Genomic DNA, 12,673 nt, shown 5'->3' with positions numbered 1-12,673 from the left:
ACGAAAATGCTTGGGTTGGAGAACCGCTCACGAATCTTTCACAGAGGAACTGTCGCACTTGGTTTGACAATCTGTCTTAAATAATAAACTGTCTTGTGACACAATGAAGATATCAATCATGAAAGCGACGGTGGTATCCATGCAATCGATGAATCAATGGCAAGCGGATGAGTATGACAACAAATTGGCTTTTGTATCGGGTTACGGTAAAAATTTAATCTCCTGGCTTCAACCTCAAAATGGGGAGTACATCCTTGACTTGGGATGCGGGACGGGGGATCTGACGTACGAAATTTCCATATCGCAGGCCGAGGTGGTTGGCATGGATGCATCTCCGGACATGATTCGTCGCGCAAGGGAGAAGTATCCCGATATCGAGTTCATCGAGGGAGAAGGACATCAGTTTGAGACGAATAGACACTTTGATGCCGTATTTTCTAATGCAGCCCTACACTGGATGCGAAGTCCGCGACTTGTAGTAGACAGTATATGGAGGTCTTTGAAGCCCGGAGGACGCTTTGTAGCGGAGTTCGGCGGCAAAGGAAATGTGCAGATCATTGTAGATGCATTAGAGGAAGTGTTTGAACGAAACACTGGCATTCGGGGATCAGAACGCAATCCTTGGTATTTCCCGACGATTGGGCAATATAGCAACATTCTGGAACAATGCGGCTTTTTGGTACGACAGGCCTACCACTATGACCGCCCTACCAGACTGGCGGATGGTGAACAGGGTATAGAGGGCTGGTTAACTCACTTTGGTGGGGACTATTTTGAGGGGGTGAATCAGGAGCGGATTCAGAAAATCTGTCGTGAAACCAGCCAAATGGTTGTGCCAAAACTCTGGAAAGATGATGCAATCTATGCCGATTACAAGCGTCTTCGTATTGAAGCCGTGAAGCCAGGACGTTAAATAATCAAATGAATATCTTTGTTAAATGAACTCATATCCTGGTTTTCTATCAAAATCTTCGATCACATAAAGGCTGAGAACCTCTTTCAGATAAAGAGGATCTTGGCCTTTTTTCCTATGTAGTAATTAAAAATTGAAATATTCAATCGACAAATAAATACAATTTTAAGCGTTTCTCTTACTCAAGAACCATATAAGTAATTTTTATATCATAACTGTAATTATTTAGAAGGGGAATCTGTTATTTTAGTAGAATAATTTACCAAGGGTCAATCTTCTTGCAGATAGGGCGGTGAGTTGTCACAGGTATTGCAGTACTTGTCATAGCAGGACCCAGGTATTGGTGAGGTACTTTCATATTGAGAAGGAGGGGCATAGCCTTGAATAAAAGAATGATATCCATATTGTTAAGTATTCTAATGACTTTTTCTATCATCATGCCAGCGGCCGGAGCCGCTCCTGTAGGTGTTCAGCTTGAGAACTCGCTAAGCAAGGCTGAAGCCACACAATGGAGAGAGATTCTTGCCCAGCGGGAAGAACAGCTTGCAGCAGATCCATTTTTGGACAAAAGCTTGGAAGGTCTCGGGGGAGAGAAAACACGAGTAATTGTTGAGCTCTCCAATAAGCCAGTTGCTGTGGCGCAAGGCGAATCTACCCTCTCAGGTAAATCTTTTACCTCCTCTATGGAAACAAAGGCTGTGACTCAAGTGGAGCAACAACAAGAGTCATTTGCACAGAGCCTCACTCAGAATAAAATCAAACATGAAGTATTGGAAAATTACGCATACGCCCTGAATGGTGTAGCCATCGAGCTTAAGGGCAACCAATTGGGCCAGTTGCTTCGCATACCGGGTGTTGTCAGTGTATATCCTGACCTTGAAATTACCGTAGCCCCGGAAACAGATGAAGTGAATCCTTATATGAAAGATACCGCACCATTTATTGGCGCCCCTGAAGTATGGAATCTGGGATACAAAGGAAAAGGCGTCAAAGTGGGTGTTATTGATACAGGAATTGATTATGAGCATCCTAATTTGCAAGATGCCTACAAAGGTGGATGGGATTTCGTAGGAAATGACAATGATCCATACGAAACAACACATGAAGAGTGGAAGGTTTCTGGTCAACCGGAATTCAATGACACGGGAAGCTCCTATTATACTTCCCATGGTACTCACGTCGCAGGTACCATTGCTGCTCGTGAAGCAGGGGACTACGGCATTGTCGGAGTTGCTCCTGAAGCGGATATCTATGCCTATCGTGTTCTTGGACCTTATGGCAGTGGACAAACTTCATGGGTACTGGGGGGGATTGATCGTTCCGTTGCTGATGGTATGGACGTGATCAATCTCTCACTGGGTAACGCTGCCAATGATCCAAGTTATATTACTTCAGTTGCTCTTAACAATGCCATGTTGGCTGGTGTGACAGCTGTTGTGGCGAGTGGTAACAATGGTCCTAACCGTTATACATTGGGCTCCCCAGGAGCATCGGCTATGGCGATTACTGTAGGTAACTCTACAGGCCCTAGCCAAACCATTACAGCCAACACTCATTTCTGGATTGGTGAGGAAGGTGAAGGTACGCTTCCGGAGGAAAAACCTGTCCCTGAGGTTGAGCCATCTCCTGAGCTGGGAACAGCACCGGGAACGGATACTTCTGAAATTCCGGCTCAAGGCGAACCATCACCAACACAGGAAGATGCGGTTGGTGAAGCTGCTTTGTCCGAATCGGAGCAAGGTGGAGTATCATCCGAAACACCTGCCGATGCTGCATCACCTACTGCTGAGAACAGTGAATCAGAAGATCCTACTCAACCAGCCTCCCCTTCTGTGCCGATCGAAACATCTCCAGAGGTCGCACCTGCAAAAGAAGAATCTGCGATTGCTCCAACGAAAACAGAGCAAAGTCCATTGGCTGTTACTGAGTCGGTTTACCGTCTTGATGTAATGGGCTGGAGCCTTTCAGCAGATCCGGAATCTGTTTTGACAGATCAATATGGGCTTGTATTTGCCGGGTTGGGTAAACCGACCGATTTTGAAGGCAAGGATTTTACGGGTAAAGTGGCTTTTGTACAGCGTGGTGAGCTGGCATTTGTGGAGAAAGTAGCCAATGCCAAAGCAGCTGGTGCTGTTGCGATTATCGTATATAACAATATTCCAGGCCCGATCGGTGTGAGCTTGGGAGATAATTTTGAACTCATTCCAACCTTGAGCATGTCGAAGGAAGATGGAGAAAGTATCAAAGCTGAGCTGGATGCCGGCCAACGTGTTGAAGTGAGCTTCAATGACTTTGTTAAAGGCCAAACGGCTGGCGATGAAATGAATACATCCAGTTCCCGCGGACCAGCCAAGGTGACTCTGGATATCAAACCGGATGTAGTTGCGCCGGGTACCAGCATTTTGTCTACTGTTCCTGCCTATGGCAAGGATGAGCCTGGAGCAGATTATTCACAGGCTTATGATCGTAAATCAGGTACAAGTATGGCTACACCTCATGTTGCCGGAATGGTTGCCCTGTTGATTGAGAAGCACAGTGACTGGACACCATTTGATATCAAAGTTGCACTCATGAACAATGGTAAAGTTCTCGATACGACGAAATATGATGTGTTTGATCAAGGTGCAGGACGTATTCAAGCGGTGAAAACAATTGATCCTGCTGCCCTGGTTAAAGTATTAGATGTAACGAAATATACAGAGAATGGGACGGTAGTTGAGAAGCCTAATGTTACAGGTAGTGTCAATTTCGGCAACTTCCTGAGCACGGACGAAAAAACCGTCAGCAAAACGATTAAAGTGGAGTCGCTGAATGGCAGTGGTGGAAACTACACCGTAAGCGTGAATCCTACACGTACGGTGCCAGGCGTATCCGTTGTGGTGGACAAGAGTTCTTTTACACTGAATGGTGAGGAAGAGTTGCAGGTTACCATCACAGTTCCAAAAGGTGTTGCTGCGGTAACAGAAGCGCAAGGATACCTTCAGTTGTCTGATGGAACAAACACATTTACGGTTCCGTATGTCGCACATTTCAACGTAACACAGGCAGGTGTTAAATACATTGAGACTGTAAAAGGTACAGAGAAGAACCCGTTCCATTATCCATTGAAGTCTGATGGTACGCTGGATACACTCAATGTAGCTATGGAATTCTACAATCCCATGAATTTTGCACTTATTGAGATCTTCGATGGCCTTAACCCGGATGGGGGCTATTATGGAGATGGGTATATTGGATCTATCTTTGGCAATTACTACAATTTCGCTGCCAACACAAGATATAATCTGGCTTGGGATGGACAGTACGCAGACTACACGACCGACGAGGTAACTATAATTCCGGATGGTCTTTACACGGTTGATATCACTGCAATCGGTGTGGATGGCAAAACATATATTGAAGATACTTCTCCATTTTTGGTGAAAAAAGCAGCTCCGGTTGTAAAAGCACCAGAAAAATTGGAAATGGAGCAGGCGGACAAAGAAGCTTTGACAGGTAATGTTAATGATCTTTATATCGAAGCTGCTCCAGCGCTTAAAAATGGATGGGATACTGATCTGGACGTATCAGCTTCATTGAAGGCTGGTTACAGTGTGAAAGATACAACGGGTAAGAAGATTAAAGAAGGAGACTTTAAAGTTGAAGAAGACGGTTCATTCAGTGTTAAACTTGGCAAGTTGGTAGCTGGGGAGTACACTGTGGAACTGTCTGTGAAAGACTTACAAGGCTTAACTGGAACAGCGTCAACATTACTATTGGTGAAAAAAAATCCTGATCCGGAAGTACCGGGTCCAGAGGTTCCTAATCCGGGAACACCATCACCAGGCTCTGGTTCAGGGTCTTCAGGCGGATCAAGCTCCTCCAGCCAATCAACATCACCTACAGCAACTCCTACTATTAAAGGTGATGCATCTGTTTCCGAAAAGAAAAATGCTGACGGAACTAGAAATGCTACAGCTGCAATTTCCGAAATGGTAATCAACACACAATTGCAGGATGATAGGAAAGAAATCAAGCTTGATGTATCAAGCGTAGAGTTTGACAAATATAATCTAGTGGATCTGACATTCAGTAAGGCGCTTGCTGATAAGATTCAAGCCTCAGGTAAAATTCTAATCATTGAGGGCGAAACGTTTAATGTGACCATTCCTGCTGCTTCATTAACGGATTACATTACCGCTAGCGGATTCAGCTTGAAGTTGCATGTTGCAGGAGGCAGCGATGACAAACAAAACCTGAACATTGTTTCTCAAATTGTGACTATTGATCATGAATCAGCCAAATTCAAGCACAATATTGGGCTTACGTTAAAGTATGATGTGAATTCTGTTAAAGACACACGTAAAATTATTGCCTATCATCAGACAACAAAAGAAACATGGCAGCCTGCATCTTTGTCTAATGTGTCTCAAAAAGGGCAATTGGAATTCAATGTAACACAACCAGGTGCTTATGTTGTTGTGGAGAATGATGTAACTTTTGGAGACATCACAAGCTACTGGGCTAAAGATGAAATTGAAGTTATAGCCTCTCAGCAAATTGCTAAAGGCATCAGTGCTAGCACATTCTCACCGAATAGCACCATTACTCATGCGGAATTTGCAACTTTGCTTGATCGTATTTTCGGAACAGGAGTCGATTGGGAAACCCGCAGTAAAGAAGTGGGTGCACAAGATCAATTGACACGTGAAAAAATGGTTATGATGATAGCAGAATCTTTGAAGTTGGAAAAAGGATCAACATCAGTAGCTTTTAAAGATGGAGATCTGATTTCGGAAGAAGCCAAGTCAGCTGTTGCTTTTGCGGTTGAGAACGGTTTGGTAAAAGGTATGTCAGGTAACGAATTTGCTCCGAAATCTACATCGACTCGTGCTCAAGTATCTGTTATTTTGTACCGTCTACTTGAACATTTGGATAAAATTTAATGTTGAAAATAAATAAGTAACTTTATTAAATCGTGAGTCTACAAAAAGAGACCTTCTATCACAGAAGGTCTCTTTACTATGTTATAAATGCTCTAATTTATTATTTATCGTGAACCAATCATCCGATTTGCACTTGCTTTCAATCCCATGAACAATAGCACAACGGCCAGGGCAACTTGTATTAGCAATGGAACCGTCCATCCCTGAGTCCATTCATGGACTAACCCGAACAGCAAAGGTCCCACTGCTGCCAGCATGTACCCAAAGGATTGAGCCATACCTGACAGCCCCGCAGCCTGTCTTGCATCGGACGTACGCAGTACAAAAAACATAGTTACAAGTCCGAACGAAGCCCCGGCTCCAACGCCGGCCAAAGCAACACCAACAGTTACGAGAGAGGAGATTCCGCTTAGAAGGAATGCGTACCCCAGAATCAGACATGAGCCTGTAATTGCTGTCAGCCCACGCTGATCTTTCATTCGTCCAGCCAGAATGGGAACGATAAACGTTACCGGCACACTAACCATTTGCATCAGGGATAACATCCAGCCCGCTGAAGAGGAGCTAAAACCCTGATCAGCTAGAACCTCGGGCAGCCAGGTAATTGTAGTGTAAAAAATTAAAGATTGCAGTCCCATGAACAGGGTGACATACCAGGCTAAGGAAGATGAAATAAGACGAACAGGCTTCGTTTCCGTTCTCGAAGCCACGTAAACTTCGCCGCGACGTCCAGAACGGACATGAGGCAGCCACAGAATCAGGGCCAGAATGGACAGTATAGCCCACATGCCCAGTGAGGCATGCCATCCCATGGAGGTTAAACCCGCCGCGGGAACACTGATCCCTGAGGCGATCGCGCCCCATATATTCATGGACACAGAGTACAGGCCGGTAACGAGTCCTACCCGCAATGGGAAATCCCGTTTGATTAGACTGGGCAGCAATACGTTGCTCAGGGCAATACCACATCCAAGGATCGCTGTTCCTGCGAAGAGAACGGGAACAGAGGGCATAAACCGTAGGCCTACACCTATGGTCACGAGAATTATGGCAGTTAACAGAGCGGTTTCTAGTCCGAATCTTCGCGCCAGTTGTGGAGCAAACGGAGAGATTGCCGCAAAGGCAAGCAAAGGAAGAGAGGTAAGCAGGCCTGCCATTGTATGACTTATTCCTGTATCTGTACGGATCAGTTCCACGATTGGACCTGTTGCCGTAATGGGTGAGCGCATTGTCGCTGCAATGACGATAATGCCTGCCAGCAGTAGTCCAAGTTTCATGGATGCTGACGACGAATTATCAATTGCAGAGCGGTCAGGTGAGTTCTGATGTAAAGATGAGGGCATGGTAAATCTCCTATGTTTTTATTTGTCTAATATGTATACATTGATACATACATATACACAAACAAGCATAACATCCCGTGTCAACATGAGGCAATGAACGTAGCCAATCAGCCCCAGAACGCAAAAAAAGCTTCCCAAAGGAAGCTTTTCTTTATTACGTCCCAGGAGGGATACTCTCCTTGCAGTCGAGACTGCGAAGTAGTGCTCCCGAAGCGGATGCTCCGACGAACCATTGGGGTTCTCATCCCCAGAACGCAAAAAAAGCTCCCCGAAGGAAGCTTTTTTTATTACGTCCCAGGAGGGATACTCTCCTTGCAGTCGAGACTGCGAAGTAGTGCTCTCGAAGTGGATGCTCTGACGAACCATTGGGGTTCTCGTCCCCAGAACGCAAAAAAAAGCTCCCCGAAGGAAGCTTTTCTTTAATACGTCCCAGGAGGGATTCGAACCCCCGACCGACGCCTTAGAAGGGCGTTGCTCTATCCAGCTGAGCTACTGAGACATGAATTTTTTCAAGCAAAATTGATTTTATCATAAAAAATGATGAATATCAAACATTTTATTTTAAACTATTTTTCGTATATGATATTTGGCGGCAGTAACGTTTTTTTCATTATAATTAAGGTTATGTTAGAATATCAGAAGAACTCAAAAAATAGATCGACTTTCGTTTAATATACATCTATTTATGGTTGATTGCGACTGGAGATTCAGGATACAGAGGAGGTGCTCCTATTAAGGAATCCACGACCCCGGAAACCGCACACAGCAACAATATTGTGCTGTTTCCTAAGACGCTGGACTATTACCAGATTCAATTGACGGTTATGCTTGAAAATGAACGATACGGTGAAGCGATGGATCTGCTTCGCTTTTTGCTGCAATGCCAAGGACAGGAAGAGCGGCATTACGACGAATGGCGAGCGTTGCTCGAATGGCTTCAAGCTGCGTTCCCTCATTATGGAGAAGATTTACCAGAGACCCATGAAGATCGTGGTGAGGAAGAGGAAATCAGTGAAGAGGACATGGCACGCCAACATGCGAGGTCCAAGCTGGAGCAGGATGATGGCTATGCGGATAAACTGCTTCGTACCGTGATGGAGGAACCTTTATCTGATCAGACAATGTTGGCGCTGGAGCAGCTTGCTTACCTCGATCGGCCAGAAATTGATGATTCGCTTACAAGTTGGCTTAAAGACAAGACACTGCATCCTTTGCTGCAATTCCGTGTACTTCAGACATTGCGCCGTCGAGGTGTTCAAGGTATGATTGCGTTTACTCGCGGGGAAGAGCCGGTTGAAGTCGAGATTGATACCGTTCCACTCAGACCTGAGGATTTCCCGCTTCAGATTGTTCAGATTCTTGAAAGGGTGGCAGATCAGACAGAGGTTCATGAACCTACGCTCTTTTATTTTGCACAAGAACTGTGGATTCAATATGTTATGGCCGTGTATGGAACCCGTGATTATATGTCCATGTTGGAAGAAAATGATTCCATGACAGATATATGGGCAGCCGCTCTACATATGACCGTTGCAGATAGTCTGGGCGGTTCGCATGACGAGGAAGATACTCGCTCAATGTATGCTGTGACAGGGGCGATGCGCTTTCGCCTGGAGCAAGCATATCGATCAATGAAGCAGTTTGTATCTGCCGGTTTGGACGGTTAATAGGAGCCGGAAACGTTTTCCTCAAACCGTATCAAGGGATTCCCCTTGAAAAAGAATCTAATCTTGTTTATACTAAAATGGTTATTTTGTACGTGATTGTCTACGTGAACATGTGAATTTTGGAGGGGAAAGTATACAATGAAAGCAACTTGGGAAAAGATAGAGAAGAACCTTGGGGTTCTTGAGGTTGAAGTGGGTGCAGATCGTGTAACTGCAGCACTCGACAAAGCTTTTAATAAAGTGGTTAAACAAGCAAACGTACCTGGATTCCGTAAAGGTAAAGTTCCACGTCCAATCTTCGAAGCTCGTTTTGGTGTGGAAAGCTTGTATCAAGAAGCAATTGACATTTTGCTTCCTGAAGCTTACACAGAAGCAATCGACCAAACGGATATCTTCCCGGTTGATCGTCCTGATGTAGATATCGAACAATTCGCTAAAGGACAAGTATTCAAGTTCAAAGCGAAAGTAACCGTTAAACCTGAAGTTAAACTGGGTGACTACAAAGGCGTTGAAGTTGCTGTAGCCAAACATGAAGTAACGGATGTAGAAGTGACTGAAGAACTCGAGCGTCTTCAACAACGCCACGCAGAACTCGTTGTTATCGACGAAGGCTCTGCACAAAACGGCGATGTTGCTGTAATCGACTTTGACGGCTCCGTTGATGGTGTACCGTTTGAAGGCGGACAAGCTGAGCGTTATTCCCTGGAACTTGGTTCCAATACGTTCATCCCAGGATTTGAAGAGCAGGTTTTGGGTCTGTCCACAGGCGACTTCAAAGACGTTGAAGTAACTTTCCCTGAGAGCTACCATGCAGCTGAACTGGCTGGCAAACAAGCGGTATTCAAAGTGAAAGTACATGAAATCAAACGTAAACAACTTCCTGAACTGGATGACGAGTTTGCAAAAGATGTTAGCGAATTCGATACGCTTGAAGAGTACAAAGCTGATCTGAAAACACAATTGGAATCCCGTAAAGCAGATGAAGCCAAAGCAGCTCAAGAAAATGCTGTTGTAGAAAAAGTGGCTGAAAATGCTGAAGTGGACATTCCTTCTGCAATGGTTGACAGCGAAGTACAAAACATGATGCGTGATTTCGACAACCGTCTGCGCAACCAAGGTATGAACCTGGAAATGTTCCTGAGCTTCTCTGGTCAAACTCAAGCTGACCTGAAAGGACAAATGCAGGAAGATGCTTCCAAACGTGTTCGCAACAACCTGGTTCTTGAAGCAGTTGGTAAAGCGGAGAACATCGAAGTGTCTGACGAAGAAGTTAACCAAGAACTCGAAAAAATGGCTGAGTCTTACAAGCGTCCTGCTGAAGAGATTCGTGGCATTCTCGAGGGTAATGGTTCCCTTGACAGCCTTCGTGATGAAGTGAAACTGCGTAAAACGATTGATGTTCTCGTTGAGAACAGCAAAGTCGTTGAAGCTGTTGAAGCTCCAGCTGAAGAAGTTACTGCGGAAGCTGACGAAAAATAAGACAAGCTGTTTTGTAATGAACAGCTGAATAAACGATAAGGCACGTGAATCATTGCGTGCCTTATTTTTAAATTATGATATCCATTTTATAGAGGATTCAGCAATAATATGGATGTGGTTCTTTGTGGTGTCGGTTATGCATATACAACGTCCTATGGTTCTCCTGCAAATAAAAAAAGGCGAAACGGCATAGGAATGCTCCGATTTGCACATACATAGAAAACATGGTTAAATATGATCAGGCTAAAAAGTAAACTCACCTAGGCTTGACACTGCTTGTGAAAAATGACATTGTCACAGGAACGTGTTAGAATGAATTTGGGTTTGCTTTACAGGTAGCCTATGTCTAATTACATGTAGAAAAGAGGTTGGTCTCATGAGTCTGGTGCCAATGGTTGTAGAACAAACCAATCGAGGCGAGCGTTCTTACGATATATATTCGCGTTTGCTGAAGGATCGCATTATTTTTCTAACCAGTGCGATTGATGACGATGTAGCCAATCTTGTCATAGCACAGCTTTTGTTTTTGGCAGCCGACGATCCTGAGAAGGATATCAGCTTGTACATTAATTCACCTGGTGGTTCTGTCACCGCAGGGATGGGTATATACGATACGATGCAATATATCAAACCGGATGTATCGACCATTTGCGTAGGTATGGCAGCAAGCATGGGCTCGTTATTGCTCACAGCTGGCGCTCCTGGCAAACGATATGCGCTGACGAACAGCGAAGTGATGATTCATCAGCCGCTTGGCGGCGTTCAAGGACAGGCTGCGGATATCAAAATTCACGCAGAATGGATTATTAAAACACGTCAAAAACTGAATCAAATATACGTCGATCGTACAGGTCAACCCCTTGAGAAAATCGAGCGGGACACAGACCGTGACTTTTTCATGAGTGCTGAGGAAGCCAAAACGTACGGCATTATTGACCAGGTGCTCAGCAGACCGATCAATTCCTAAAGGGGTGGTTTCATGTTTAAATTTAACGATGAGAAAGGGCAATTGAAATGCTCTTTTTGCGGTAAATCTCAGGAACAGGTGCGCAAACTGGTCGCTGGACCAGGCGTTTACATTTGTGATGAATGTATCGAACTGTGCACCGAAATCGTTGAGGAAGAGCTCGGTCATGACGAAGAACTGGACCTCAAAGATATTCCAAAACCGAAAGAAATCCGCGACATTCTTGACCAGTACGTTATTGGACAAGATCAGGCGAAGAAGTCTTTGTCTGTTGCGGTTTACAATCACTATAAACGGATCAACACTCAAAGCAAGATTGAGGACGTTGAATTGCAAAAAAGTAATATTTTGCTGTTAGGACCTACGGGTTCAGGTAAAACATTGCTTGCGCAAACGATGGCCAAAATCCTTAATGTTCCTTTTGCTATTGCTGATGCGACTTCATTGACGGAAGCGGGTTATGTCGGCGAGGATGTAGAGAACATTCTGCTCAAGCTGATTCAAGCTGCTGATTATGATGTTGAAAAAGCAGAGCGCGGCATTATTTATATCGATGAAATTGATAAAGTAGCGCGTAAATCCGAGAACCCATCCATTACACGTGATGTATCGGGTGAAGGTGTTCAACAGGCACTCCTGAAAATTTTGGAAGGAACTGTAGCTTCTGTACCACCTCAAGGTGGTCGTAAGCATCCACATCAGGAATTCATCCAAATTGATACCACCAACATCTTGTTCATTTGCGGCGGTGCCTTTGATGGTCTGGAACAAATGATCAAACGCCGGATCGGTAAAAAAGTGATCGGCTTTAACACCGTTACGGAACAAAAAGATCTTAAACCAGGTGAATATCTGGGCATGGTATTGCCGGAAGACTTGTTGAAATTTGGTCTGATTCCGGAGTTTGTAGGCCGTTTGCCAGTCATCTCCACTTTGGAGCCTCTGGACGAAGACACATTGGTACGGATTCTTTCCGAGCCGAAAAATGCGCTTACGAAACAATACCAAAAACTGCTTGAGCTGGATAATGTGAATCTGGTGTTCGAACCAGGAGCATTGCTGGCGATTGCGAAGGAAGCCATTAAACGTAACACCGGTGCACGTGGACTGCGCGCGATTATCGAGGGCATTATGCTTGAGATTATGTACGAAGTGCCTTCCCGTGATGATGTTACGAACTGTGTCATTACCGAAGAGGTCGTTGAGAAGAGAGTCGTGCCTGAACTGAGCCAATCGAAGGACGACAAGCAGGAAGAAAGTGCCTAACTAAAGGTGAATATTCCGTTTCAACACTGAAATATAGACTTGTCAGTTCTCCACTCCTGGCAGAAGGCGATTTCATGTCTCTGTCAGGGTGGAGCTTTGACGTTGTGGGGAGA

At 44.8% G+C, this 12,673-nt stretch carries 7 protein-coding genes and 1 tRNA gene; 6 read left to right on the top strand and 2 right to left on the bottom strand.

Translation table 11 applies throughout. The annotated features are described in order from the left end of the window. Positions 1–118 precede the first annotated feature (118 nt). Together P5G61_RS31150 and P5G61_RS31145 are read left to right on the top strand one after the other, a co-directional pair. Entirely contained in the window at positions 119–913 is a 795-nt protein-coding gene (locus P5G61_RS31150; protein ID WP_301249998.1) for a class I SAM-dependent methyltransferase, read from the top strand. Positions 914–1,293: 380 nt separating this feature from the next. Continuing rightward, complete coding sequence (locus P5G61_RS31145; RefSeq protein WP_301249997.1) at positions 1,294–5,838, top strand: S8 family serine peptidase; 4,545 nt, start codon at positions 1,294–1,296, stop codon at positions 5,836–5,838. Positions 5,839–5,942: 104 nt separating this feature from the next. Here the strand turns inward: P5G61_RS31145 and P5G61_RS31140 are convergent, their stop codons facing one another. Together P5G61_RS31140 and P5G61_RS31135 are read right to left on the bottom strand one after the other, a co-directional pair. Beyond that, positions 5,943–7,181: a CynX/NimT family MFS transporter gene (locus tag P5G61_RS31140; RefSeq protein WP_301249996.1), complete on the bottom strand. Its 1,239-nt coding sequence runs from the start codon at positions 7,179–7,181 to the stop codon at positions 5,943–5,945. 425 nt (positions 7,182–7,606) lie between these two features. Next, positions 7,607–7,680, bottom strand: a tRNA-Arg gene (locus P5G61_RS31135). A 190-nt stretch (positions 7,681–7,870) separates the two neighbouring features. Between P5G61_RS31135 and P5G61_RS31130 the strand changes: the two genes are divergently transcribed. From P5G61_RS31130 to clpX, 4 genes are all read left to right on the top strand, one after another. Next, a complete protein-coding gene (locus tag P5G61_RS31130) occupies positions 7,871–8,848 on the top strand; it encodes a hypothetical protein (RefSeq protein ID WP_435874311.1) in 978 nt (325 codons plus the stop codon). Between the two features lie 138 nt (positions 8,849–8,986). Continuing rightward, the gene (gene tig / locus P5G61_RS31125) at positions 8,987–10,327 is read left to right on the top strand and encodes a trigger factor (protein WP_301249995.1); all 1,341 of its coding nucleotides are present in this window, start codon (positions 8,987–8,989) and stop codon (positions 10,325–10,327) included. Between the two features lie 376 nt (positions 10,328–10,703). Next, positions 10,704–11,294 carry an ATP-dependent Clp endopeptidase proteolytic subunit ClpP gene (gene clpP, locus P5G61_RS31120; protein ID WP_024633993.1) on the top strand — a complete coding sequence of 197 codons (591 nt, stop codon included), beginning with the start codon at positions 10,704–10,706 and terminating at the stop codon, positions 11,292–11,294. A 12-nt stretch (positions 11,295–11,306) separates the two neighbouring features. Continuing rightward, positions 11,307–12,560, top strand: a complete 1,254-nt coding sequence (gene clpX / locus P5G61_RS31115; RefSeq protein WP_301249994.1) for an ATP-dependent protease ATP-binding subunit ClpX — start codon at positions 11,307–11,309, stop codon at positions 12,558–12,560. Positions 12,561–12,673: the final 113 nt, after the last annotated feature.

The sequence above is a fragment of the Paenibacillus vandeheii genome, assembly GCF_030433635.1.
Taxonomy (GTDB): domain Bacteria; phylum Bacillota; class Bacilli; order Paenibacillales; family Paenibacillaceae; genus Paenibacillus; species Paenibacillus vandeheii.
The sequence above is the reverse complement of the archived record's forward strand: the minus strand, read 5'-3'. Positions and strand labels throughout refer to the sequence as shown.

What these genes read in the sequence shown, in the direction of transcription:
- P5G61_RS31150 (WP_301249998.1), top strand. Translation starts at nt 119, where the DNA reads ATGAAAGCGACGGTGGTATCCATGCAATCGATGAATCAATGGCAAGCG.
- P5G61_RS31140 (WP_301249996.1), bottom strand. Translation starts at nt 7,181, where the DNA reads ATGCCCTCATCTTTACATCAGAACTCACCTGACCGCTCTGCAATTGAT.
- tig (WP_301249995.1), top strand. Translation starts at nt 8,987, where the DNA reads ATGAAAGCAACTTGGGAAAAGATAGAGAAGAACCTTGGGGTTCTTGAG.
- clpP (WP_024633993.1), top strand. Translation starts at nt 10,704, where the DNA reads ATGAGTCTGGTGCCAATGGTTGTAGAACAAACCAATCGAGGCGAGCGT.
- clpX (WP_301249994.1), top strand. Translation starts at nt 11,307, where the DNA reads ATGTTTAAATTTAACGATGAGAAAGGGCAATTGAAATGCTCTTTTTGC.